The 25,948-nt window shown below is 55.5% G+C and carries 21 protein-coding genes and 2 tRNA genes; 7 read left to right on the plus strand and 16 right to left on the minus strand.

What is annotated here, in order from left to right; all coding sequences use genetic code 11:
• From B2590_RS01440 to B2590_RS01455, 4 genes are all read right to left on the minus strand, one after another.
• On the minus strand, positions 1–2,148 hold a 2,148-nt coding region (locus B2590_RS01440), incomplete at its 3' end, for a hypothetical protein (protein ID WP_286847804.1).
• A 9-nt stretch (positions 2,149–2,157) separates the two neighbouring features.
• The gene (locus B2590_RS01445; RefSeq protein ID WP_286847805.1) at positions 2,158–3,540 is read right to left on the minus strand and encodes a tyrosine-type recombinase/integrase; all 1,383 of its coding nucleotides are present in this window, start codon (positions 3,538–3,540) and stop codon (positions 2,158–2,160) included.
• A 136-nt stretch (positions 3,541–3,676) separates the two neighbouring features.
• Positions 3,677–3,750 (minus strand) — tRNA-Arg (locus tag B2590_RS01450).
• Positions 3,751–3,912: 162 nt separating this feature from the next.
• Positions 3,913–3,989, minus strand: a tRNA-Pro gene (locus B2590_RS01455).
• 164 nt (positions 3,990–4,153) lie between these two features.
• Here B2590_RS01455 and folD point away from each other — a divergent pair.
• Positions 4,154–5,011 (plus strand): bifunctional methylenetetrahydrofolate dehydrogenase/methenyltetrahydrofolate cyclohydrolase FolD, encoded by an 858-nt coding sequence (gene folD / locus B2590_RS01460; protein WP_075196075.1) that lies wholly within the window; start codon positions 4,154–4,156, stop codon positions 5,009–5,011.
• A 53-nt stretch (positions 5,012–5,064) separates the two neighbouring features.
• Here the strand turns inward: folD and B2590_RS01465 are convergent, their stop codons facing one another.
• The 3 genes from B2590_RS01465 to B2590_RS01475 all read right to left on the minus strand — a co-directional run bounded on the left by B2590_RS01465 (position 5,065) and on the right by B2590_RS01475 (position 10,488).
• On the minus strand, positions 5,065–7,245 hold the full coding sequence (locus tag B2590_RS01465) for a malate synthase G (RefSeq protein ID WP_286847807.1): 2,181 nt from the start codon (positions 7,243–7,245) through the stop codon (positions 5,065–5,067).
• A 143-nt stretch (positions 7,246–7,388) separates the two neighbouring features.
• Positions 7,389–8,771: a cysteine--tRNA ligase gene (cysS, locus tag B2590_RS01470; RefSeq protein ID WP_126812262.1), complete on the minus strand. Its 1,383-nt coding sequence runs from the start codon at positions 8,769–8,771 to the stop codon at positions 7,389–7,391.
• A 40-nt stretch (positions 8,772–8,811) separates the two neighbouring features.
• A complete protein-coding gene (locus tag B2590_RS01475; RefSeq protein WP_286847809.1) occupies positions 8,812–10,488 on the minus strand; it encodes a glutamine--tRNA ligase/YqeY domain fusion protein in 1,677 nt (558 codons plus the stop codon).
• 138 nt (positions 10,489–10,626) lie between these two features.
• Here B2590_RS01475 and B2590_RS01480 point away from each other — a divergent pair, with 138 nt between their 5' ends.
• Positions 10,627–11,136, plus strand: coding sequence for a peptidylprolyl isomerase (locus tag B2590_RS01480; RefSeq protein WP_041333789.1), 510 nt, complete (start codon positions 10,627–10,629; stop codon positions 11,134–11,136).
• Complete coding sequence (locus tag B2590_RS01485; RefSeq protein ID WP_199447514.1) at positions 11,133–11,858, plus strand: UDP-2,3-diacylglucosamine diphosphatase; 726 nt, start codon at positions 11,133–11,135, stop codon at positions 11,856–11,858. The genes B2590_RS01480 and B2590_RS01485 overlap by 4 nt, the downstream gene beginning before the upstream one ends.
• 48 nt (positions 11,859–11,906) lie before the next feature.
• Here the strand turns inward: B2590_RS01485 and B2590_RS01490 are convergent, their stop codons facing one another.
• From B2590_RS01490 to B2590_RS01510, 5 genes are all read right to left on the minus strand, one after another.
• Positions 11,907–12,617, minus strand: a complete 711-nt coding sequence (locus B2590_RS01490; RefSeq protein ID WP_136633129.1) for an amino acid ABC transporter ATP-binding protein — start codon at positions 12,615–12,617, stop codon at positions 11,907–11,909.
• A gap of 95 nt (positions 12,618–12,712) precedes the next feature.
• Positions 12,713–13,798 (minus strand): amino acid ABC transporter permease, encoded by a 1,086-nt coding sequence (locus tag B2590_RS01495; protein WP_051946669.1) that lies wholly within the window; start codon positions 13,796–13,798, stop codon positions 12,713–12,715.
• Positions 13,798–14,985 (minus strand): amino acid ABC transporter permease, encoded by a 1,188-nt coding sequence (locus B2590_RS01500; protein WP_085680117.1) that lies wholly within the window; start codon positions 14,983–14,985, stop codon positions 13,798–13,800. The genes B2590_RS01495 and B2590_RS01500 overlap by 1 nt, the downstream gene beginning before the upstream one ends.
• A gap of 93 nt (positions 14,986–15,078) precedes the next feature.
• Entirely contained in the window at positions 15,079–16,104 is a 1,026-nt protein-coding gene (locus B2590_RS01505; RefSeq protein WP_036205048.1) for an amino acid ABC transporter substrate-binding protein, read from the minus strand.
• 260 nt (positions 16,105–16,364) lie between these two features.
• Complete coding sequence (locus B2590_RS01510) at positions 16,365–17,246, minus strand: hypothetical protein (RefSeq protein WP_349678077.1); 882 nt, start codon at positions 17,244–17,246, stop codon at positions 16,365–16,367.
• Positions 17,247–17,345: 99 nt separating this feature from the next.
• Here B2590_RS01510 and B2590_RS01515 point away from each other — a divergent pair, with 99 nt between their 5' ends.
• The gene (locus B2590_RS01515) at positions 17,346–19,214 is read left to right on the plus strand and encodes an LTA synthase family protein (RefSeq protein WP_075196049.1); all 1,869 of its coding nucleotides are present in this window, start codon (positions 17,346–17,348) and stop codon (positions 19,212–19,214) included.
• Positions 19,215–19,247: 33 nt separating this feature from the next.
• Positions 19,248–21,044, plus strand: coding sequence for a glycerophosphodiester phosphodiesterase family protein (locus tag B2590_RS01520; RefSeq protein WP_075196050.1), 1,797 nt, complete (start codon positions 19,248–19,250; stop codon positions 21,042–21,044).
• Here the strand turns inward: B2590_RS01520 and B2590_RS01525 are convergent.
• Together B2590_RS01525 and B2590_RS01530 are read right to left on the minus strand one after the other, a co-directional pair.
• Positions 21,019–22,335 carry a winged helix-turn-helix domain-containing protein gene (locus B2590_RS01525; protein ID WP_218618585.1) on the minus strand — a complete coding sequence of 439 codons (1,317 nt, stop codon included), beginning with the start codon at positions 22,333–22,335 and terminating at the stop codon, positions 21,019–21,021. The genes B2590_RS01520 and B2590_RS01525 overlap by 26 nt on opposite strands.
• Entirely contained in the window at positions 22,227–22,991 is a 765-nt protein-coding gene (locus B2590_RS01530) for an ATP-binding protein (RefSeq protein ID WP_218618586.1), read from the minus strand. Before B2590_RS01530 ends, B2590_RS01525 begins: the two co-directional genes overlap by 109 nt.
• 128 nt (positions 22,992–23,119) lie before the next feature.
• On the opposite strand from B2590_RS01530, the gene B2590_RS01535 reads away from it, so the two are divergent.
• Positions 23,120–23,725, plus strand: coding sequence for a DUF1326 domain-containing protein (locus B2590_RS01535; RefSeq protein ID WP_075196051.1), 606 nt, complete (start codon positions 23,120–23,122; stop codon positions 23,723–23,725).
• A gap of 40 nt (positions 23,726–23,765) precedes the next feature.
• Positions 23,766–24,488, plus strand: a complete 723-nt coding sequence (locus tag B2590_RS01540) for a DUF2182 domain-containing protein (protein WP_178380795.1) — start codon at positions 23,766–23,768, stop codon at positions 24,486–24,488.
• Here the strand turns inward: B2590_RS01540 and B2590_RS01545 are convergent.
• Together B2590_RS01545 and B2590_RS01550 are read right to left on the minus strand one after the other, a co-directional pair.
• Entirely contained in the window at positions 24,482–25,591 is a 1,110-nt protein-coding gene (locus tag B2590_RS01545) for a hypothetical protein (protein ID WP_075196053.1), read from the minus strand. The two genes, B2590_RS01540 and B2590_RS01545, sit on opposite strands and share 7 nt — an antisense overlap.
• Positions 25,592–25,606: 15 nt before the next feature.
• Positions 25,607–25,945 (minus strand): DMT family transporter, encoded by a 339-nt coding sequence (locus tag B2590_RS01550; protein WP_087148974.1) that lies wholly within the window; start codon positions 25,943–25,945, stop codon positions 25,607–25,609.
• Positions 25,946–25,948: the final 3 nt, after the last annotated feature.

Raw genomic sequence — 25,948 nt, forward strand, 5'->3', positions numbered from 1 at the left:
ATCGGTAAGAGCATCCGTAAAATACTCTACATCCGACTCCACATGCTTATTTTCCAAAAACCTGAAAAGAGGAACAATTTCTCCCCACTTTGATTCCTCATAGTTCTGATAGAAAACAGCATCATTAGAGAAAACCTTGGCTCGGATGTCGTTCAACATTCTCAACAGCTTTATTACGGAAAACTTAACATGGGATTGAAACGGCTTCAGTTTAGATTTATCAGTGTTAATCCAGACCTCAACCTCATCATCGTCCTTTGCTTCAGCATCAACTTTTACATCAAACGTTCTTGCATCTAGCCAAAACGCATTTGAGAAGCGTATGCCGCATTGGGATACAAAACAAAAAAATGTTGAAAACACGTGCACTGTTCTTGGATCAAAATTATCTAGACCTTCCAGCTCAGAGAGATCTAACGATACATTTCCGAACGATATATCTACGGTTTCAGCGTACTCCCGGAACTTCTTGCGCCAGGCTTCTCGGCTTAACTCTTTTTCGACTAGATCTCTTCGAGCACGTAAAGAGCAATAAGAGAAAGCAATTAAAAATTCTCTCAGAAGCCACCAATAATCGTAATCAACCTTTTTTTTCTGAGCTTCCGCGTACGAATATCCTCGTATTTCTGGGGCAAGACTCATCGGGTTGGGTACAGAAAGACCTTCAAGATTTATATAGCTATCAAAAAACGCACTAATATTTTTTAGGCCTGCCTGTAACGCATTTACGTTAGCTTTACCGCCTTCAGCACCAACATCCGCGCACTTCTCGAAGAAAGTCGGCAAGGTAACGGGCAGAATTGCATTTGGATCAAGACGCAACAGAAACGAATGCGTGTTCCGAATAAAAAGATTGGGATCAAAGTCTTCGAGGCATTCTGGCACTCTTAGGTTAGGTTCTACATTCTCCTTAAACCATGGGAGATATGAAAATATATATGCGTTGAATATTCTTAACGACCCAGCCTTAGTTTTCTTGGTGTTTTTTTCGTACCCATCGCCTAAAAAATCTTTTTGATGGGCCAGCCAAAGGCTTTTAGGATATGTCTCGTACAATTTCTCAGGTCTAAACGATCCAAGTGCCTTGTCAGTCAAAAAATACGAGTCAAAACGAACAAACTTTTTGTTTACCAGCTCATAAACTGAGCACCCTTGAGGTATCGGTGCAATTCCCGGCCGATATCTTGCATCTCCATATTCTGTGCGAACAATGGTAGGAAACTTTTGCTTGTAAAGCCGACCGCTTTTTGCGTTTTGGTTTAGCCGCACCGCGTGGTCGACGCCGAGTTGTTTTGCATTGAGACTGAAATCATAAGGATCAGAAAGACCTGCCTTCGTCCGGCGCTCTATAATCTCGCGCTGGTAAATCTGAGGGACCGACCCAATTCTCACGACCGTATCATTGAGTTTCTTGGTATAAAGAGTTAAGTAATCTTCCTCGTGCAGCCTAGAATAGAGCCAAAGGGCTGCCTGAGGCCCCCTCGCAACATCGGTTAAGGCCAAGTTCAACCTTTGCACTTCAACAAATAAAGACAGGTCGAATTTGGTTGCGGCTTGATAGGCAAAATAATGACGCATAAGAACAGCTGCGGAGCTAAACTGCTTGTGACTCTCATTTTCCCTGTACCATTCCCAAGCAAGCTGCTGCATTCTCAAATCAAGCGAACCAGAAAGTTTTTCAAGATAGCGCTTATCGCTCGCGACACACCAAAACTGTATCTCGGCAGGCAGTTTCTTGAACCATGGTGTGAGCACAATGCTCCCCGCCCTTGGTACAGCAAACAAAGGGGTAGGCGGTAAAAAAATCATTCTTTGAAGTGCTAAATGAAAAACTAGCACATTAAAGAGTGACCAAACCTTAGTAGACGTTTCATGACTGAGTGACTCTGAAAAAAAATCACTCAAGATATCTCTGAGCGCCGAAATATCTTTTGGCCGTTGGCCATAACAAAAAATATTTACAAGATTATGAAACTTGTCGACGTTTTCTGGAAAAATAGTTGTTCTAAAAAATGTTAAAAGCTGAATGTGTGCTTTTCGATATTCCCTGGGCACCTCTTCAACTTTCAAAAATTCGATCGCTTCCGAAACCACTTTGTTTTGTTTGAAACCCGTTCTGGTAACGATAAATGGTTTATCAAAATCCACAATAATACCTTATTGATCCGCGATCTTCTTGATGCGAGTGAGATCCCAACCCTTCTTTTTAATCAACGCTTGGGCTCGCTGTATTTTACTCATCGTTACTCGCGTGTCCGGTAAAGAGTAGCCTTCTGTAGTTGATTCAAACTTATGCCCCATGTGTTTCTTTACAACGCTCAGCGGGAACCCAAAGCCCCCCTCTCCGTTCGGCTGGTAATTCCGAAGCCAGGTTCCGTAAAAATGCCGAAGCGAATGTAATGAGTACAGCTCTTTTGCCTCGATACCTATGCGCCTCTGAGCCTCTTTAAATGTCCTGTTATGAGAGGTCGAGTCTTTATCAAACCACGTCTTTCCCTGAGCATTATTTGCCATGGTAACGAAAACGAAATCATGCGAAGGATTAAAACGATCTCGCTCTTCACTTATGTAGTTCAGCAGGTATTCGAAAAAGATCTCTTTAAATGGACTTAAAAACAAAACATCCTTGGTCGTCCGACCCTTGAAAGCGAGTTCAGTAATTTGACAATCAGTTAGATCGTCATAAACCTGAATCCGGTCTGCGTAAGGCAGAATCTGGACCAGCTCTTCCTCAATCAATAAATCTTCAAATCTCAGTTGCAGAGCCTCTGACGTCCGTATGCCTGTACCAGCCATTAGCGAGAACAAGCATATATCTCGATAAGAGGATGCATTCTTAATAAGATCCAAAATTTTATCTATCGGGAAACATTTCTCGTAAAACCGATAATCAGGATCTTGAGGCCTCCCAAATCGTCTAGGCATCGATAAGTGTGGGCGAGTTATTTGTTTTGGGCCCCCCGAGATGCAACCGGCAAGCATAGATTTTCTTAGAAGCGCAGCCTTCTCAGATTTCTTCAGCGATCTCATCTTTCCAAGCTGCTCAATAAGTTGCTCCTCGCTAACAAAAGTATCAACCTCAAACCGCTCGTTGACAGCTTGTTGAGAGATCCACTCTTTATCGTTGAACTTCAAGAATCTATTAACGGTTGATAAGTAACGTCCTGTCGAAGATCGGGCCAAACCTTCAAAACCAAGATGGTGGGCGACTGCGCTGACAAATGGGCTGGGAGAACGATGACCCTCAGCCAGAAAAGAGGGGTACATAAACAATACGCGGTTCAAAAAAAGGCCCGAGCCATTGAGCTTCAAACCAGATTGAACCTGCAAGTCAGAGCAGGCGCATAGATAACGCAAAAAAAGTTGTAGGTCATTTATAACTGCGTTGAGAGTGGCTTGCCCGGAACCCTCAGACTCAGATAGATATTCAAGGAACTCTCGCGGGCCTAAAAATTCCGCGCCGCTCTCCACATCAAAATAGGTGGCTATTTTATAGCCAGTATGATGCCGAAACCGGTGTGTCTGAACCCTGCTTTCCACGGATGCACTCCATCTGAGGTACAGAGTGGATCGTAGTGCTGGATGCACTAATGAGCAACGAAAAAGAAGAAAAATCTTGTGAAACGGAAGTACTAGAGTCAGGCTAGATTATAAGCCATTGATTTATATAGGAATGCGTCCCCCGCAGGACTCGAACCTGCGACCCTCGGCTTAGAAGGCCGATGCTCTATCCAGCTGAGCTAGGGGGACATAAATCGCAAGTGGAGGATAACTTTGCGGATGCATAAAACTCAGGTACAGATAAGAACCTGCGACCACCGGCTTAGAAGGCCGATGCTCTATCCAGCTGAGCTACGAGCGCATAAACCGTTCGCCCACCTGACTGTTCAATATCCTGGACTGACCAGAAAGTGGTCGGGGTAGAGAGATTCGAACTCCCGACATCCTGCTCCCAAAGCAGGCGCGCTACCAGACTGCGCTATACCCCGTCTAAACTGAACAACAGATACCTCAGCAAAGTTGGCGCGCATATTACCGGCGCCGAACCGGTCCGTCAACACGCATTTGGGGTTTTCGCCCATCGATTGGCGACGGAGCCCAAGCATGAGACAATGCTGCGCCTTTATTTTCGCACAACCGACAAGACAAAGACATGAGCGCCAAACTGATCAACGGAAAAGATATCGCCGCCTCTGTGCGACAACAGGTTGCGGCAGGAACCGAGGCCCGTAAACAGCAGGGGCTTCGTGCGCCGGGGCTGGCTGTGGTGCTGGTGGGCAATGACCCGGCCTCGCACGTATACGTAGGCAACAAACGCAGGGCCTGTGACGAGGCGGGCATCATGTCGCTCTCCTACGACCTTCCGGAAGACACGTCACAGGAGGCCCTGGAGGCACTGGTTGACGAGCTCAACGAGAACCCTGACGTAGACGGCATCCTGGTGCAGCTTCCCCTGCCCGACCATATGGACCCAGACCCCATTCTGGTAAAGATCCGCCCTGACAAGGATGTGGACGGCTTCCACCCCTACAACATCGGCCGCCTGATGCAGCGCAAACCGGCCCTGAGACCCTGCACGCCCGCAGGCGTCATCACCCTGCTGGACAGCGTAGACACCCCTTACAAGGGCCAGCACGCGGTTATCGTCGGCGCATCCAACATCGTCGGCCGCCCGATGACCATGGAGCTGCTGCTCAAAGGCGCCACAGTCACAATATGCCACCGGTTTACCGACAATCTCGAGAAATTTGTGCGGGAAGCGGACATTCTGATTGCCGCGGTCGGAAAGCCAGGACTGATCAAGGGCGAGTGGGTCAAGCCCGGAGCAACGGTGATTGATGTGGGAATCAACCGGATGGAAGACGGCAAGCTGCGTGGCGATGTGGATTTCGCAGCGGCGTCGGAGCGGGCTGCTTACATCACCCCGGTTCCGGGAGGCGTAGGGCCGATGACTATTGCCACGCTACTACAGAACACGCTCTATGCAGCGAACGAGCTACACAAGGATTAATCTGGCCTCATAAAAAACCCCGCATTCGCGGGGTTTTTTATCACCGGCCCGGATTACTGACCGTACTTCTCTTTCGCCTTCAGACGATAGGCGTGCAGAAGCGGCTCGGTATAGCCATTTGGCTGTTCACGGCCCTTGAGAACCAGATCCATGGCGGCCTGGAAGGCAATGCTGCCCTCAAACTCCGGCGCCATGTCACGGTAGGACGGGTCGTTCGCATTCTGGCGATCAACCACCGCTGCCATGCGCTTCATGGTTTCATTGATCTGCTCTTCGGTGCAGATGCCATGGTAAAGCCAGTTAGTCAGCAACTGCGAAGCGATACGCAGGGTAGCGCGGTCTTCCATCAGGCCCACGTCATTGATATCGGGAACCTTGGAGCAACCGACACCGCTGTCGATCCAGCGCACCACGTAACCAAGAATACCCTGGGCGTTGTTGTCCAGCTCCTGCTGAATTTCTTCCGCCGACAGGGATTTCGGGTCGTCCATTACAGGCACGGTCAGGATGTCATCCAGGTTGGCACGGGTGCGGCTTTCCAGCTCTTGCTGGATATCCGCAACGCTCACCTGATGATAATGGGTGGCGTGCAACGTAGCCGCTGTTGGTGATGGAACCCACGCGGTATTGGCGCCGGCTTTCGGGTGGCCAATCTTGGCTTCCAGCATACCCGCCATCAGGTCCGGCATCGCCCACATACCTTTACCGATCTGGGCAACACCTCGGAAACCGGTTTCCAGCCCGACGTCCACGTTCCACTGCTCGTAGGCCTGAATCCAGGCAGCCTGCTTCATCGGCCCCTTGCGGATAAACGGCCCCAACTCCATGGACGTGTGGATTTCGTCACCAGTGCGGTCAAGGAAGCCGGTATTGATGAATACGGCACGCTCCCTGGCGGCATGGATACAGGACTTGAGGTTAACGGTGGTGCGCCGCTCTTCGTCCATGATGCCAACTTTCAGGGTGAAGGCCGGCAGACCAAGCGCATCTTCAACACGACCGAAGAACTCATTGGTAAACGCCACTTCTTCAGGCCCGTGCATCTTCGGCTTAACAATGTAAACCGAGCCGGTGGTGCTGTTCTGCAGCTTTCCAGTGCCTTTGAGGTCGTGAATCGCGATCAGTGAGGTCATGAGGCCGTCCATCAACCCCTCAGGCACTTCACTGCCGTCTTTCAGCAGGATGGCCGGGTTGGTCATCAGGTGACCCACGTTACGCACAAACATCAGGCTGCGGCCTTTCAGCACCAGCTCTCCGCCTTCCGGCTTGGTGTAGGCACGATCACCGTGCATCTTGCGGGTGGTTTGCTGGCCGCCTTTCTCGAAGGTTTCTTCCAGATCGCCCTTCATCAGCCCCAACCAGTTGCGGTAGGCCAGAGCCTTATCATCCGCATCCACGGCAGCGACAGAATCCTCACAGTCCATGATGGTGGTCAGAGCCGACTCCATCAGCACATCTTTTACATGCGCCCCGTCATCCTTCCCGATCGGGTGGCTGGCATCGACCTGAATCTCGAAATGCATGCCATTCTTGACCAACAGCACGCCCGTGGGTGCATCGGCGGCGCCGGTGTAACCCACAAAGCCGGACTCGTCTTTCAGGCCGGTAGACTCACCGTTCTGCAACTTGACCACCAGCTTGCCACCCTCAACCAGATACCGGGCTGCGTCTTTGTGGCTGCCAGAAGCCAGCGGAGCGGAACTGTCCAGAAGGTTGCGCGCAAATTCAATGACCTTGGCACCACGAACCGGGTTATAGCCACGGCCTTTTTCGGCGCCGTTTTCCTCGGAGATCGCATCGGTGCCGTACAGCGCGTCGTAAAGGCTACCCCAACGGGCGTTGGCCGCGTTCAGTGCAAAACGGGCGTTCATCACCGGAACCACAAGCTGGGGACCTGCCATGGTGGCCACTTCCGGATCCACATTTGAGGTGGAAATTTTGAAGTCGCCAGGCTCATCAACCAGGTAGCCGATATCCTTCAGGAACGACTTGTACTCGGCCATGTCGAGCTTCTGGCCCTTGTGGTCACGATTCCAGGTGTCCATTTTCTCCTGGATGTCGTCGCGCTTGGCAAGCAGCTCTTTGTTGCGGGGAGCCAATTCGTGAACAATCTTGTCGAACTCGGCCCAGAATTTGTCAGCGTCGACACCCGTGCCCGGAATTGCTTCGTTATTAACGAAATCGAACAGGTTCTTTGCGACCTGAAGGTCGCCGACTTGTACGCGTTCTGTCATCGTTGTTTGCCTCAGTGGGTTACTGTATTCCCTGCCCTTTTTACGGGTTTACCCGTCAGGGCCGTTATAATTCGAGGGCGGTATTGTACGGGAATTTCCCTACAAGGTCATTCCCGCGCCAACAACACGACCTTTGGTTGACATCATCCCCTGCGCCAGCTGGTGCCTTCGCGACTGTCGTCCAGGATAATGCCTTTATCGGCCAACTCATCCCTTATACGGTCCGCCTCGGCGAAATCTTTCTGCTTTCGCGCATCGGCTCGGGCCTGGATCATCGCCTCAATGTCGTCTGCACTGAGCTCGCCGCCAGTGTCGGCCTGGAAGTAGGCTTCCGGGTCCTGCTGCAACAAACCCAGAATACCCCCGAGCCTTACAAGCACTGCCGCTTGCTGGTTAGCCTTTTCGCCGCGCCCTTCCCTGCGGTCCAGGTTGATTTCATTAGCGACAGCATGAAGAACCGCAATGGCTCCTGCGGTGTTGAAGTCGTCATTCATGGCCTCGGCAAAACGCTGGTCGTGTTCCGTTTCCGCCACGTTCTTGGCCGGCACCAGACCACGCAGGGCATGATAGAGCCGGGTGAGCGTACGCCCTGCTTCCGCGAGATTTTCTTCCGAGTAATCCACCTGACTGCGGTAATGACTGGACACCAGGAAGTAACGCACCACCTCCGGCGCATACTTCTCAAAGATCTCACGGATGGTGAAGAAATTGCCCAGGGACTTGGACATTTTCTCCTTGTTCACCCGAATAGCGCCGGCGTGCATCCAGGTGTTCACGAATGTGTGACCATTGGCACACTCGGACTGGGCAATTTCGTTCTCATGGTGCGGGAACAACAAATCCGGCCCGCCGCCGTGGATGTCGAAGGTTTCGCCGAGGCAGCGGTTAGACATGGCGGAACATTCGATATGCCAGCCTGGACGGCCATCTCCCCAAGGCGAAGGCCAACTTACCTCACCCTCTTTGGCGGCTTTCCAAAGCACGAAATCCGCCGGGCTGCGCTTGGCTTCCTGAACATCCACCCGTGCGCCAGCCACAAGGTCTTCAAGCTTTTTCTTGCTGAGTTTGCCGTAATCGGAGTACGAATCTACGGAGAAGTAGACGTCGCCGTTATCGGCAGCATAGGCATGACCGCCTGAAACGAGCTTGTGGATCATGGCCACAATGTCATTAATGTATTCGGTCGCACACGGCTCCTCTGTAGGCGACAAAACACCCAGCTTAGCCTCATCCTCGTGCATGGCATTGATCATGCGCTTGGTGAGGTCGCTATAAACTTCGCCATTCTCGTCAGCCCGGCGCAGGATCTTGTCGTCGATGTCGGTGATATTGCGCACGTATTGGACATCGTAGCCGCTGTGACGCAGGTACCGCGTGATCACATCAAACGCCACCAACACCCGCGCATGCCCCAAATGACAGTAGTCATATACCGTCATGCCGCAGACATACATGCGAACCTTTCCTGGTTCGATCGGCTGGAACTCTTCCTTTTGCTGACTAAGGGTGTTGTAGATTCTAATCACGCTACGCTCGTTAAATAATTGAATGAATGTATCACCGAACTTACTTGCCCTTGCCCCAGGAATCCCTGAGGGTCACGGTACGGTTAAACACCGGACGGCCTGCTGCCTCAGTCAGCTCCTGATCGCAGAAGAAATACCCCTCACGCTCGAACTGATATGGCAAATCAGTACGGGGCTGGGCCAAACTCTTCTCTACTCTGGCGCCTTTGAGGACCACCAGAGATTCCGGGTTGATCAGGTCCACAAAGTCAGTCTCTTTATCACTGTCCGGCGACTCATGGTTGAACAGGCGGTCGTATTGATTGATATCCGTCTCAACGCTGTCAGTGGCCGACACCCAATGAACGACACCGTTCGGTTTGTAGCCTTCGGGGTTAACGCCGAGGGTATTGGGATCGTACTCGCATTTCAGTTCAACAATCTCACCGCTGTCGTCACGGATAACCTCACGGCAGGTCATGACGTATCCGCCACGCAGACGCACCGCCTGCTCCGGAGCAAGACGTTTCCATTTACGGGGCGGTTCTTCCGCGAAATCTTCCCGGTCGATGTACAGGGTCTGGCTCCAGGTGACTTCACGCTCGCCCATGTCCGGGTTCTGGGGGTGAACCGGCAACACCAGGGTTTCGGTCTTGTCTTCCGGGTAATTGGTCAGTGTCACCTTCAACGGCCGCATTACGCACATGGCGCGGGGCGAACGGGTGTTCAGGTCTTCGCGGATGGCGTGCTCCAGCATCCCCATATCCACAGTGCCGCCGGCCTTGTTGACACCGATCATGTCACAGAAGGTACGGACGGAATCCGGGGTATAACCACGGCGGCGCATTCCGGAGATGGTGGGCATGCGTGGGTCATTCCAGCTATCCACAAAGCCTTCGTCCACCAAACGCTTGAGTTTGCGCTTGCTGGTGATGGTGTAATTGAGATTCAGCCGGGCAAATTCGATCTGCCGTGGCTGGCAGGGAGCTGAGATGTTGTCCAGCACCCAATCATAGAGCGGGCGATGATCCTCGAATTCCAGTGTGCACAGGGAGTGCGTAATCCCCTCCATGGCGTCGGAAATCGGGTGGGTGAAGTCATACATCGGATAGATGCACCATTTATCGCCAGTCTGGTGATGGTCGGCATAACGAATCCGGTACAGAATCGGGTCCCGCAGATTGATGTTCGGGGAGGCCATATCGATTTTGGCGCGCAGCACCAGCTCACCGTTCTGATACTTACCGGCGCGCATATCGCGGAACAGCTGAAGGTTTTCTTCCACCGGCCGGTCACGATAGGGGCTGTTCTGGCCCGGTTCTTTAAGCGTACCCCGGTACTCGGCCATCTGATCGGCAGTCAGCGCGCACACATAGGCTTTGCCCTTTTCAATCAACTCAACGGCAAAGTCGTAAATGGCGTCAAAATAGTCCGAAGCGTAGCGAACCTCTCCGCTCCATTCACAACCCAGCCAATGAACATCCTTCTTGATGGAGTCAATATACTCCTGGGATTCCTTTTCCGGATTAGTATCATCAAACCGCAACGTGCATTCTCCGCCAAAGGTTTCCGCAATGCCGAAATTCAGGCAAATGGATTTGGCGTGGCCGATGTGCAGGTAACCATTCGGCTCGGGCGGAAAACGGGTCACAACCTTACCCGTGTGTTCGCCTTTGGCAACGGCGTCTTCGATCAGGCTCTGGATGAAGTTATGGGCTTTCTTGGACTCGGCGCTCATACAATCTCAATCGTAGGGTGTGTATCTGAAACCGCGTATTATACTCACAAATCATTGCCTAACTCATGCACGCGTACAAACTCTTCAGTACAATAACAGCCACGTTGCTTTTAATACCTACTTGAACAGGAAACCCTGATGATTCTGCTGAAAACCTCCCACGGTGACATCACTCTGGAACTGGATTACGACAAGGCCCCCGAGACTGCCAAAAACTTCGAACAGTACGTTCGCGACGGTTTCTATGACGGGCTGATTTTCCACCGTGTCATCAGCAACTTCATGATTCAGGGTGGCGGCTTTGAACCGGGGATGACCCCGCGAAAGACCCGCGAGCCCATTCAAAACGAAGCCAACAACGGCCTCAGCAATATGCAGGGCACCGTTGCCATGGCCCGCACCATGGACCCGCACTCCGCCACTGCGCAGTTCTTCATCAACGTCGAGAACAACGGCTTCCTCGACCACACCGCCGAGAATGCCGAAGGCTGGGGCTACTGCGTTTTCGGCAAGGTTGTGGAAGGCATGGAAACCGTTAATGCCATTCGCGCGGTGCGTACCACTATGCGTGCAGGCCATCAGGATGTGCCTGCAGAAGATGTGGTGATCGAGAAAGCCGAAATCACAGGGGACGGAGGCGCGGCGTGACCACGCTGTTCATCTCAGATTTACACCTGGAAGAGTCCCGCCCGGACATCACCAACGCGTTTTTGGGATTCCTTGAAGACAAGGCCCGAGGGGTAGAGCAACTCTACATTCTCGGCGACTTTTTCGAAGCCTGGATTGGCGATGACGAGCGAACGCCCCTGCAGGAGCAGATTGCGGCGGCACTGCGCGCGGTCAGTGACTCGGGCACCAGGTTGTACCTGATGCACGGAAACCGGGACTTTCTGATTGGCGAAGATTACTGCAACCGAATCGGCGCCACTCTACTGGATGACCCAACGGTGGTGGATCTTTACGGCACGCCTACCCTGCTAATGCACGGTGACAGCCTGTGTACCGCGGATGTGGAGTACCAAAAATTCCGCGCCAACATGCGCAACCCGCAATGGCAGCAGATGATTCTCCAACGACCCCTGGCCGAACGTCAGCAGATGGCCCGTCAATTACGGGAAATCAGCATGGCCAAGAACCAGGGCAAGGAAGAGTTCATTATGGACGTCACCGCGGATGAGGTGGTGAAGGAAATGGAGGCGCACGGGGTGCAACGACTGATCCACGGCCACACCCATCGTCCGGCTGTTCACGAGCTGGAGGCAGGCGGTAAGCCGGCAAAGCGGATTGTGCTGGGCGACTGGGACGAGAACGTCTGGTGGCTGGAGGTAGAACCGGACAAGGAACCGGTTCTTACCAAACAACCACTTTAAAAAGAGCCGGGCGACGCCCGGCTCTTTCCGTTAGGTGTTGCAGGCCGTTCAATGCTGCAGGATCTGCTTCAGGAACTTCTGGGTCCTGGGCTCCTGCGGGTTGGTGAAGAAATCGTGGGGCGGCGCCTCTTCAACGATTTCACCACCGTCCATGAAAATCACCCGGTCAGCCACCGTCTTGGCGAAGCCCATCTCATGGGTAACGCACAACATGGTCATGCCACTGCCCGCCAGCTCAATCATGACGTCCAGCACCTCCTTGATCATCTCAGGGTCCAGCGCGGACGTCGGCTCGTCAAACAGCATGATTTTCGGCTTCATACACAGCGCCCTGGCGATAGCCACCCGCTGTTGCTGACCGCCGGAAAGCTGACCTGGGAATTTGTTGGCCTGGTCCGGAATTTTCACCCGTTCCAGATACTCCATCGCCGTAGCCTCAGCTTCCTTGCGCGGCGTTTTCCGCACCCAGATCGGCGACAGGCAGCAGTTCTCGAGCACCGTCAAATGCGGGAACAGGTTGAAATGCTGAAACACCATGCCAACCTCGCGCCGGACGCTGTCGATCTGACGTACATCGTCGGTCAGTTCCACGTCGTCGACAATGATTTTGCCTTGCTGGTGTTCCTCTAACCGGTTGATACAGCGAATGAACGTGGATTTACCCGAACCGGAGGGGCCACATATCACGATGCGCTCGCCATGGCGAACCGCCAGGTTGAGGTCCTTCAGCACGTGGAAATCGCCGTACCACTTGTGCATGCCCTCCACCCGAATAATATCGGACTTGCCAACGTCCGAGGACGGTGACGATTGCGTATCAGGAGTTTGCGTTTGTTCTGTCATTGGTTTACCCATCAGGTTCTGTGACCGGTATCTAGTTTGCGCTCAAGGTTCTGGCTGTATCGGGAGATGCCGAAGCAAAACACCCAGAAACAGAACGCCACAAAGACATACCCCTCCACGGCCACGTTCTGCCAGGCGGGGTCCGTAACCGTCGATTGAACGGTGCCGAGAATATCGAATAGCCCGATAATCAGCACCAGCGTTGTGTCCTTGAACAACGAGATAAACGTATTAACGATGCCGGGAATAACAAGCTTGAGCGCCTGGGGCAGGATAATCAGTCCCATTTTCTTCCAGTATCCAAGGCCCAACGCACTGGCGGCTTCGTACTGCCCACGGGGAATCGCCTGCAGGCCGCCGCGAATGACCTCCGCCATATAAGCCGATTGCCAGAGCGTGATACCGATGAGTGCCCGCGCCAGTTTCTCGAAGTTCATGCCCTCCGGGAGGAACAACGGCAGCATCACCGAGGCCATAAACAGAACCGTAATCAACGGGACTGCTCGCCACACTTCGATGAAAACCACACAGAGCCCACGGATGATCGGCATCTCGGAGCGACGCCCCAGTGCCAGCAAGGTGCCGATTGGCAGCGAAGCAATGATGCCGATATACGCCAGAATCAGCGTCAGCATCAGCCCACCCCACTTCGAACTCTGAACCTCTTCCAGGCCAAACACGCCACCCGGAATCAGGAAGTAGCCGACAATCGGCAGCCCGGTCAGGCCGAACAATCCCAGCCATTTACGGCCAGGAAAGCGTTCAATGAACTGAGGCGCGAAAGACAGTGCCAGCAGGCCGAACATGATGTCCACGCGCCACTGGAATTCCTCGGGGTAAAACCCGTAGATAAAGAAATTAAGCCGCTGGTTGATAAACAGCCAGCAGGCTCCCGCTCCGGTACAGTCACTCGGGTCGGTGCCCTGGAAGTTCGCATCCAGCAATACCCAATTGAGCAAGGGACCCACGCTGGTCACGATCAGATAGCCCACCAACAGGGTCAGAATCGTATTGTGCCAGCTTGAAAACAGGTTTTCCCGCGCCCACCGGACCGGATCAATGCGCCTTTTTGGCGCTTTCATGGTTGACTCAGCCATCATCGCTCCTTAATCGCTACAGCCCGGTTATAGATATTCATAAACAGGGAGATCAACAGGCTGATGGTGAGATAAACGGCCATGGTAATGGCCACAACTTCCACGGCCTGGCCGGTCTGGTTCAGCGTGGTTCCCATGAACACCGCGACCAGATCGGGATAACCGATGGCCGTAGCGAGCGAGGAGTTCTTCACCAGGTTGAGATATTGGCTCGTCAACGGCGGGATAATCACCCGCATCGCCTGGGGAATCACCACCAATCTGAGCGTAAGACCATTCGGAAGGCCCAGTGCCTTCGATGCCTCAGTCTGCCCCTTGCTGACCGACAGGATGCCGGACCGAACGATTTCCGCGATGAAGCTGGCGGTATACAGGGACAAGGCAATCCATAGCGCCGCCAGTTCCGGAATGATGGAAATGCCACCACCGAAATTGAAGCCCTTCAGTGCTGGCAAATCCCATTCCAGGGGCTGACCGGCGAGGAGGTACGACACTATCGGAACCAGAACCAGAATGCCCACGCCCACCTTGAACGTTGGGAAAATCGCTCCGGTCGCCAGTTGGCGCCTCTTGGCCCATATACGAATGCCAATGACGGCTGCAATAGCCGCGAGAACGCCTCCCCACACCAGACCAAAGCCATCCTGAGTCACCGGCTCCGGCACATACAGGCCACGATTGTTGAGGAAAAAAGCTCCGCCGACGTCCACGCTCTGGCGCGGTGAAGGCAGGCTGCTGAGCACCGCAAAGTACCAGAAGAAAATCTGCAGCAGCAGGGGGATGTTGCGGATCACTTCGATATAAGCCAGAGAGACTTTGGCAACCAGCCAGTTACTTGAAAGCCTGGCGACACCGATGATGAAACCGAGGATAGTGGCGGTCACCACACCCATTGCCGATACCAGAAGGGTATTGGTCAGGCCGACCCAAAAGGTTCGACCGTACGACATGGTGGCGTCGTAAGGGACCAGGCTCATGATGATGCCGAACCCGGCTGATTCATCAAGGAACCCGAAACCGGTGCTAATGCCACGGCTTTCCATATTGGAAAGCGTATTGTCGATAAGAATCCAGCCACCCCAGAAGACGAGGGCAATGGCTACTACCTGGAAAAAAATAGCGCGAACCCGCGGGTCGTACCAGGGCTTTGGCCCCGCAGGTTTGGAATCAAAGGTTTGTTTTTTCATGCATGTTCCCGGAAAGCTAGCCCGCGACGAAACGAATCACAGATGTCAGTGGGCGGCTCCAACGGGAGCGCGCCCACTGGGTGCTTTCAGGTATTAACGTACCGGAGGCGCGTACATAACACCGCCTTCGGTCCACAGGGCGTTGATGCCCCGCTCCAGACCAAGCGGAGTGTCCGGGCCTACGTTGCGATCGTACATCTCGCCGTAGTTGCCGACCTGTTTGACGATCTTGGCGCCAAAATCACCCGGCAGACCAAGCTTGGCTCCCATGTCGCCATCAGTGCCCAGCAGGCGCTGGATGTTCGGGTTATCTGACTTCAGCATGTCGTCAACGTTAGCGCTGGTGACACCCAGTTCTTCTGCGTTGATCTGCACAGCCAGCACCCACTTCACGATATTGAACCACTGGTCGTCACCCTGGCGCACGACCGGCCCAAGGGGCTCCTTGGAGATGGTGTTGGGAAGGATCTTGGCCGAATCGGGGTCGGACAGTTTGGAGCGAAGTGCCGCAAGCTGTGAACGGTCTGAGGTCAGCACGTCACAACGACCGGACGCAAAGCCCTGGACCGTCTGTTCAGATGTATCAAATACAATGGGTTTGTATTCCATGCCCTTGGCGCGGAAGTAGTCCGACAGGTTGAGCTCGGTGGTTGTACCGGCCTGGATACAGACAGTCGCACCGTCCAGTTGTGTGGCATCGTCCACGCCGATGCCTTTGTTCACCAGGAAGCCCTGACCGTCGTAGTAGTTAACACCGGCGAAGTTGAGACCCAGCGATGCATCCCGGGTAAGTGTCCACGTGGTATTACGGGACAGCATGTCTATTTCACCCGACTGGAGTGCGGTAAAACGCTCTTTCGCGGTCAAAGGCGTGAACTCGACCGCCTTGGCGTCCCCAAAAATCGCAGCGGCTACGGCACGACAGGTGTCGACGTCTATACCGGTCCAGTTACCTTTGTCGTCCGGCTGTGAAAACCCCGGAAGACCACTGGTTACACCACACTGCAAATGCCCTTTTTCCTTGACGCTTTCAAGCGTCGTAGCCGCACTGGCAACCGAAGCGGTAAAAACTCCACACAGCATGGCTGCGCCGACGGCAATCGACTTGGCGTTCTTCATTATTTTATCTCCAAAATTCCGTTGGTTAGAGGTGCACAGAATATGAGCAATTTACGAGCCAGATATACCAACGTGTTGATTTATAGTATTTGTTTTATCAAACAAGCAGCCTCGAATACTGTCTTCAACCTCTACAGGCCTCAACTTTGTGCAGCGAATGCCTCACATCAGCACGCGCTGACAGACCATAGGGCAGGCAATTTCTCAACCGCTTCCCTATAAAGTAGAAGGCGTTCGCGAATTGGACCAGTTTTCACGAATTATTTTGGTGAGACCAAAGTATGATCCGGCTCCCGATAGCTTTCCAAACGACTGAGCCAGCCCGTCAGCCAGCGTTCTCGTTCGATCGGAGCGTCGGCGTTCCCGGCCCGACGGGTCAATACATCGGCGGCTGCGCTTCGGAATCGGTCAAGGGTCGGCCGGTCATCGCCTTTCATGGCAAGAAGGACCTGTAACAACCCCCATCCTTCACCGTTGTATTGCTCCGTGGCGGACAGCCCCTCCCCCTTGAAGTTCACATAGTCAATGACGGCATAAACCCCGCCGGACGTACTGACCAGTTCCTCAAGATGCCGCTTTACACGTGCTCGTTGGGCGTCAGGAGCTGCCTGCGTGACACGTAACAGGGAGCTACTGGCCCGCTGGACAATAAAGCCGGCCTGGAGATCCCGGGTCGCCAGCAGAAACTCCCTCAGTTCGGCAACACGGGCAGAATCTGCCACCTCGAGAAAAGCGGCTCTGTCGGGCCATGGCGCGTCAAATGGGTCCAGCCGTGCGAGCCAGCGGGGCAATGGTGCGTCACGCTTGGCCATGTACCGAATCAGTGCGGGAAAGCTTTCTACGAACCGCCCCTCCACTGCCGACGGATACCAGATAAAATGCCCGATACCGAGCGACGGAAAGGCTTCACCTTCGTTCCAGTGCACAAGGCAGGCTTTCTTCGCAGAACATTCATTACGAAAAATCTGCTGCCCCACCCAATCGAGCTCAGCCTCACTTAGCGTAATCGTAGGTGCGCTTAGGTCCTGCACGCCTGTCGATTCCGCTTCTGCCTGCGCGGGATCCATTTCATCGGAGCACCCTGACAGGGTAAAAATGATCAGCCATCCGATTACCAGTGATTCATAAACGTTCCGCGACATTGCCAGCCTCCAGCCGGTAGCGATAACCTGTTTGTTTGGCACCCGGTCTTTCACGCCTATGCTGACGACCTTAATCGCCGCTCGATACCGGACCACACTATGACATTTTTCTCTGGGCTCATGGCCAGACATTTCCGCCAGACACTGGTTTTGGCTTTCTGCTGGCTGGTTGTTGTCAGGGCGAGCTATGTGCTGCAAAGCGGTGTCGTTCCCGATCCGCTGGCAATGATTGCCGGCGACCTGGCCGGTGCGTTTGTTCTCGCTGTTTTGCTGTGCATCACAAGAGGCATTTCGAGGGTTATTCTGGTCGTGGTTCTGGGATGCGCAACGTTTGTTGCCGGCATGCACCTTACCGTTCACGGAACCCTGTTCCAGCTGTCACTGATTGGCAAGGGCGTTGATCCAACCTTTGTGACTGGCAGCCTGATCAACATTCACGCGCTCTGGCTTCCCGTCTACCTTTCCCTTGCCTGGATTCTTCATTGGCAGCACCGTCGTCTCGACACCGAAACATTGCCGGCAGGCAGGACCGGGCAGGTGGTGGTTGCGGTGCTCGTAGCCGCGGTCTATGGCGTGTCTTTCCAGAGCCTTACAACGCCCGCAAACAACGTTGTCGCCAGCTTTTTCGCCCAGATACCAGGGGCGATCATAGGGCCACTCGCCCCAGCACTATCCACGGAAGACGAGGACCTCAACGGGTCTGAAAAAGCCCTGAAAACCCTGCAGACGGCGAGCTTTTTTCGTCACCAGGTTGCCGCCCCCATTGTGAGGGACCACCCCAACGTGCTGCTGGTCATGATTGAGGGCATGTCCGGCGGTTATTTCCCAAGCCTGAGCCGCTATCACGATCTCGACCCAACCGTTACCCTGGCCAGCCTTGAAGAAAACCTGCTCCGTCATGGATTTCGTATCTACCGGAATTCGCTGAGCATGGAGCGCCAGACAGATCGCGGCACCTTTGCCATCCTGTGTGGCGAATACCCGGACTTCCGCCGGCAATCGCGGAAAATGGTTGATGTAGCTGAAGGCCGGGTTGTGGTGGACTGCATGCCCAAACACCTGAAGGAACATGGCTACCACACGGCCTACTGGCAGGCCGCGCCGTTGGATTACATGCAAAAGGGTGAGTTCATGCCGCAGGCCGGATTTATCGATGTCACCGGCGCAAAGATCTTCAACAGCCCCGAAGAAGAAGTGGAAGGTTGGGGGCCACCTGATCCGATCTATTTCAGCAACGTTGCAAAGCGTCTGCGACAGCTTGATGAGAAGCCCGGCCCGTGGATGGTCACCCTGCTGAACGTGGGGACCCATCACCCGTTTAAAATCGGAAAAGAGCCGGAGCAACAACCACCGGATGACGAATTGAGCACCGAGGACATCACACCAGAGCCTCAGGAGGCGCGCAAGAAGGCCATGAGAACCATGGAAGATGCCTTGAATCGGTTTCTTGACGACCTGGCGTCCGACGGCATTCTTGACGACACTTTAGTCATTATCACATCGGATGAGTCCGGCGGATTCATCCGCAAGGATCATGAATCCGTGCCTCTGAACAGCAACGTTGGTGTGCTGGCGATACGTCCTCCGGACAGCGATTCACTCGAAGATTACGCCAATCGTGACCAGATTGTGGCGCAAATCGATATTCCACCCACCATCCTGGATGCAACGGGGCTCGGGACAGAGGCCGGCGACATGATTGGCCGGAGCCTGATGGTCAAGCAACCGAAACAGCAACGCGACCTGTTGTTGGCGGACACCTATACCGGGCTCAAGTATTTCCTGAGGGAATCGGGGCAGCTTCTGAGCTGCAGCGAACTGATGACCGACTGCACCACTTGGCGCTTTAATCCGGAGCGACTGTTTGGCACGCTTGAGGCGACGAATGCCGAACCATTCCTGACGTTCGATGAGCGCACTGCATTGTTCAACAGGGCAGCCCTCATGAAGCCCGCAGAGGACCCCTGAGCTTGAAACTTCGATATGGGAACGGCTACCTGAATGAAGATTCTTGCACTGCACACTCTGGCATTCCTGCACGTTCATCGCCGGGCGCTGTTGGTCTTTTATCTGTTTTTCACCGGCCTCGTTCTGGCCGCCATTGCGCCGCTCTTTTCCAGCGCCCTGGCAGCGCTTCGGCCGATAACCGGTCACGCCGCCATCAGCACTGGTGGGCTGGTGCAGTTTGTGGTGTCCCCTGGCGGCTTACTATGGATCAGCGCAACGGCGACCCTGACCGCTCTCCTGGTAATCCTGCAACAGGCGGGCATGACCTGGATTGCCGCCTCCGGCGGAGGCCGCGAATACCGGATCGCCATTGCGACGCTGTGGGCTCTTGCGCGACGTTTCAAACAACTACTCACCCTCACCCTGCTGCAATTGGGCGGCCATGCGCTGATCGCTGTGCCTTTCCTGCTGGCCATAGTGGTGAGTTACCAGTGGCTGATCTCACCCCACGACATCTACTATCTGAAGCTGGAACGGCCACCCGAAGTCTGGTGGTTCCTGGGCATATCTGGTGTCGCAGCGCTGGGAATCGCCGTATGTAACGGCTGGCTTTATCTGCGCTGGGTACTATCGGTTCCCCTGCTCCTGCTGGAGCGCAGAGGTGCGCGCGATGCTCTCAGACAAAGTAGCCGCTATATCCACGGCCAGCGCCTGCCTGTGATGGGCGCAATCATCGCAGGCCTGGTCGGCCTGGCGCTGATCCCCATCGTGGTTACATGGCTGTTCCAGGCAATGGGAGGCGAGATCATAACGAGCCTGCCGGAGCGAATGGGCGTGCTGATGCCCGTCACCCTGGGCCTGATCGCGCTCTATATCCTGTTCACCCTCACCGCCGCCTTTGCCGGCATGGCGGCCTACAGCATGCTGATATACAGCGTGTATAGACAGGCAACGGGTCACCACCGTCACAGCACTGCCCAAACCCTGCCCCGGCGGGCCTCACCACTGGCGTGGTCGGCCGAGCTTTTAATCATCATCCTGGCCGCCACCCAGGCCTGGTTTGTCCTGCAATCCTTCGACCACCGGGACGATGTTTCCATTACTGCCCATCGTGGCAGTGCTTTCAAGGCGCCGGAAAACACCATGAGCGCCATAAGACAAGCCATTGAGGATGGCGCTGACTACATTGAAGTGGATATCCGCATGACCGCGGACGGCGTGCCGGTGCTTTGGCACGATACCGACATGCGACGTGTCTTCGGCCTGAACGCCAGGATCTCCGATATCACCCTGGAAGAGGCCCGTGCCCGGGACGCTGGTTCGTGGTTCGGCCCTGCGTTCAGCGATGAGCGAATCGCCACGCTGGAACAGGTCATCGAAACCACCAGAGGACAAGCCCATCTATACCTCGATCTGAAGCCCGCTCCGGAGACGCCCGACCTGACCAGGGAGGTGGTCCATATGCTGCAGCGCATGGATGCCGTGGAGAACACGGTGATTGCGGCCGCCGAATGGCGGGTCCTGGCCGAAGCGCGACAACTGGAGCCTTCGCTGAAAACCAGCCTGCTGGCACAATTCATCGTTGGTCCGCTGTGGGAGCAACACTTTGACATACTGGGCCTGCGACAGAACCGTGTCACTCCCGCCACGGTGGCTCGCACCCACCGTGCTGGCAACGAACTGCATGTCTGGACGGTCAATACGCCACAGGCGATGTCACGCTTCATCGACATGGGGGTGGACAATATCATTACCGACCGACCGGCTGTGTTGGCGCAACTGCTGCAACGCCGGCAGGCACTGACCGACGCAGAACTTCTGGTGATCAAGCTCCGGAACTGGCTGCGCTAGTCTGCCCACCTGGCCGCAGCCGATACCCTACGCCAGACACGGTTTCGACCCGGGCAGCCTGATCCCCCAGTTTCTTGCGCAAAGTGCGAACCACCGCGTCAACCACGTTGCTGCCACCCTCGTATCGCGTCCCCCATACATCCCGCAACAGTTCACTGCGCGACACGGCCTTGCCCTCACGAGCATTCAGGTAACGCATGACACCGAATTCCAGTGGCGTCAGAGCTACCCTGCCCGTTTCGAGTACCAGTTCCCGGGCGTCCGGGTCCAACAGTTCGTTCGCACGCCGAACGCCAAGCTCCGCAGCGGCAAGGTCCGCCAGCCAGCCGTCCACCGAGGCGGGGCCAAAATCGAGCACGGCAGAATGGTAGCGTCGGCCATCCAACACAACGGTGTGATCTTCCAGCACTTCAAAACCCAACCGTCTGGCGACAGCAGCGTAGGCGCCCATATCCCGGACTGTCAGGTAAACACGGCGAAGTCTGGGCCTGAGCTCCATGTAGGCACGTTTCAGGTCCAGCCAAACCGCTGCCTGTACGTCACCCGGAGAGTCTCCGTCATCAATGCTCAACCAGCGGCGGCAAAACAGGGCAATGGCATCCCGGGGCATGGGATGTTGTTTGAGATGGGAATACCACTGGCCAGCTATCGGATCGTCCAGCAGCCAGGCCGGCTGGAGCTCGTCCGAACGGAGCTTGCCGTAGAAACCTACCATGCGGCCCTCACCGTCCCGGACCGATGAGAATGCCTGGGGCAAACGGCGCCACCACGCCATCAAAGCTCCGGCGGCCTCACTTCCCTCCCAGGTATGGGTAATATCCTCCAGCGCAGGTCCATCGTCCGCCTGGGCTGGCTCTACGGCGAACGTGGGGGAACCACTCGGGAAGAACGCTTCCCGCACCACTGGGTTTTCAATCATGAACAGCATGTCGGCGGTGTATCGCCAGAGATCACCGCCACCGGCAACGCCCGCCTCTGTCGCCAATTGCCGCCAGGCTGTACGGCGGTATTCGAGATAGCGCGCCGGATCACTCGCATGCAGGGAACGCGCAATGGCCTCTCGCACCGCATCGTGGATCAACAGACCATCGCTGGCGCCAACCACAATGGGCAAGCGACGCAGCCTCTCCCAGGCATCCTGGGGCGGCACATCCGGAAACAGCGCTTGCAGTAGCGACAGGGTTACCCGGCGGACAACGGCCGCCCCCTCAAGCACCCGCCGGGTAACTTCATCGCCAACATCCTCAAGAAAAATCCGTGTGAGTTCATCAAGGGCGCACCGGTGGGCCATTGCTCCGGCGAGGCCTCCCTCACGGCTGCCGCAGCGAGCTTCAACGCCAACGGATGGCCATGAGTACAGCGGGCGATCAGGGATATGTCCGCCTGCTCCAAGCCCAGGCCCTGCAGGAAGTTCTCCGCCTCTGTGTCGGTCAACGAGGAAACCGGGACAGCCCGCATTAACCACCCCCATCCCGGGCTCGCGTACCAGGCTGAGGTAGGCGGCTGGCGCCCCACCAGAACCACCCTTACGTTTTCGGGCAATAGCGGAATGAACACCTGCCTCAACCAGGTATCCAGAAGCCTGAATACTTCAAAGGTATCGAAGGCCAGTACAACAGCGCCGCCCAGCTCTCCCAACCGATCAGCGATGTCCCCGGCACGCGATCCTGTGTCACCAATGGCCTCCGCGAGCGCCCCGAGCACACCCTGCTCAGTAGGCTCCACATGGCGACAATCAAGCAGGATAACCGTTGCTCCCCCGGCCCGGGCGATCGTTGCGAAACGCGCCAGCAACGCGGACTTGCCAATGCCGGCGATACCGTGAACGTGTAACACCCTCGGCCCCTTTGGCATCAACATGGTTTCCAGAGCGCCAAGCTCTGTATCGCGCCCTACAAACGTCCGGTGAGCCCGGGCCGCCAGTATGTCGGACATCCGTTGCGGCATGATCGTCTCCCTCCGCTACATTCTCACGATATTCTCATCCCCTCATCACCTCAAAACACCTATTCAGGGCTATAACTGACAATAGCAGTAACCGCACACCAACCCTCAATTTGAGTAAGGAGGCGACGATGAGCACCCAATGGCAAATTCAGGGTGACTATCTTGAAAGTTGCACATGCAAAGGCGCTTGCCCATGCATTTACCTGGAGCCACCGACAGAAGGCGACTGCTCGGCCCTGGTCGGCTGGCACATCAAGAAAGGAGCTTACGGCGAGGTGGCGCTTGATGATCTGAACATTGCGCTTGCGCTCAACGCCCCGGGGCCCATGGCAGAAGGCAACTGGAAAGTTGTGTTGTACCTCGACCAACGCGCCGATGAGCACCAGCAGGAAGCGCTTGGCAATATCTTCGGCGGCAAGGCCGGCGGCCACCCGGAACTGCTGGCCTCCATGATCGGAGACGTTCTTGCTGTCGAGAGACAGCCCATCGGGTTTTCCGTTGATGACGGCGGGCGGCATCTGACCATCGGCTCATCCTACGAAGCCGATGTCAAAGCGATCGAAGGCCAGAATGGACACAAGGTCACGATCGACAACCACCCACTGGCCGTCGCTCCGGGCCACTCACTGGTCGTTGCGAAGTCACGGAGTTTGCGCCATCGGAATCACGGCATCGATCTGGATATGAGCGCACGGACAGCGCTCTACTCCCCATTCGAATACGCCGGCCCCTGACAACGGAGAGACACCTGAGGTGATTTCGATGGAACTGACAATGGCTAAGATTCATTCGTGGGAGCGTGCAGCCATTGGCGCCTCCCTGGGAATCCTGACCGCATTGTCATGGGCCTATATGGCCATGCCAATGACTATGGCGGCCAGTTCAGGTCTGTCATTCCTCGGTCTTGGCACCGTCATGTGGATGGTGATGATGGCCGCCATGATGCTTCCGGGTGCGGCCCCGATGATCATGACCTATATCCGGGTTCACCAGCGCCGGCGCCAGCTCGAGAAGGCCGCGGTACCAACCTGGCTTTTCATGGCCGGGTACCTTGCCGTCTGGGCCGCCTTCGGCGCGGTCGCAGCCGTGGCTCAATGGGCATTGCACGCCAACACCCTGATGACCTCGGCAATGGGGCATCTGGAACCACTTCTCGGGGGCTGCCTGCTGGTTGTCGCTGGGGCTTTCCAGTTCAGCTCTCTAAAACAAGCTTGCTTGAGCAGATGCCAGTCACCCATAACCTTCCTGATGGCGGAATGGCGCGACGGCGCAATCGGTGCCTTTACAATGGGAGCCCGCCATGGCGCCTTCTGCACCGGCTGCTGCTGGGCGCTGATGCTGCTAATGTTCGTCGGCGGAGTGATGAACCTGGCCTGGATGGCAGTGCTTGCGCTCTATTTCCTGGCGGAGAAACTGGTGCCCTGGCCGCAAACGTTTAGCCGGATTACCGGCGCCGTTTTGATGGTCGGGGGGCTTTTGGTGGGAACCCTCTACTGAAGGCCGGAAAAATAACCGGGCCTGCGGCCAGCAAGCCGGTAGAGCAGCGCAAGCAGCCCCTTCAACAGCGCGATGGCCGGCCAAAGTAACCAGCTTGCCAGATAGAACAGCGGCACTAGGATCAGCAACCAGCCCGCGAGCTGGACCATCATCGGGGAGACACCCAGTACATCGGCCACCCCGGCAAAAAAGTCGTTGATGATGCTGGGGTGGGCGACCACCAGGTAGCCAGCGCCAATGATCAGGGGCCACTTCGCATAGCGGGCGCTGCGGAGAATCAGCCGCCCGCTGCCGGCAATACGAGCAGCCAATGCCGCCGAGCGTGTTGAAAGCCTGGCGCCCTGGGTCGCCTTTGCCGCCGTGCGACCGGCCCGAAGTACCTTTACGGCACTGGCAAACACCAACACATCCACCGATGCCCAGCCTATGTCACTGGCGGAGATGTCTTCTCCAGTTCGATAATCCGCCTCCAACTGTCGCACGCCGCTGGTGAAGAACTGGGCAACCCCTTCCGTAATCCTCTCGGTCTGTACCCATTGGGTCTGACCATTCCCGTCCACCACGAATTGCCCGAGAAAATCGTGGCCCTCGTTGCGGATGAAGTTCACTGCGTACCAGCCTCGCTGTTCGGGCGTCAAAGGCTCCGTTTCTTCCGGCGTCCGTTCGCTCTGGTCCTTGCCGCGGAGCTCAGCAATATAGTCCCGGGCGCGTTCATACTGACGGGCAGCCTTGTTCATCCATTCAATGGAGCTGATGGGCTGGCGAAGGAAGTAGTGAATCGGCGGCAGGGCGTTTTCTCCATAGGTGCGCAACACCTCCTGGAATTCCGGCTCGGACGCATAAAGCGGAAAAACGGCGCGGGCCATGTCAGGGTGTGTCATCAAAGCTGCCTGGGCCTTGAGGAGCAGAAGAGGGTCGTCCCCCAGGTCCAGCATGGCGGCCTGGACGTCAACAGGCTCGTCCCCGATACCGTCAAAACCGGGCAATGCCTCCCGGGCCTGAATCGAAATCAGTTTCTGCTCAATGGGTACCGGATCGGAGGCGAGACTGGCGATTGCGGCAACCAGCAGCGCGATACCCAGAATCACCATGGCCTTCTTCAAACATCCACCTCTGCCTCAATGCGTTGACCCTATACTGCCTGAGAATACGTTGATTACCATAACGCCGGCAACGATAAGGCCGATGCCGAGGATGGCGGGAAGGTCCAGCGTCTGCCCAAAGAACAGGTAGCCCGCCAGCGCAATCAAGGCCACGCCGGCACCGGCCCACACCGCATATGCCACTCCCACTGGCAAGGTTTTCAGGGTCAACGCCAGGAAGTAGAACGCCAGGATGTAGGACACCACCACAACCAGCGACGGCCACAGACGGGTGAAACCCTCAGAACTTTTTAGAAAGGAGGTTCCGATGACCTCCGCAACGATAGCCACCGACAAATATAACCACTGAATCATTCC

The sequence above is a fragment of the Marinobacter sp. UBA3604 genome, from assembly GCF_002375325.1.
Lineage (GTDB): Bacteria > Pseudomonadota > Gammaproteobacteria > Pseudomonadales > Oleiphilaceae > Marinobacter > Marinobacter salarius.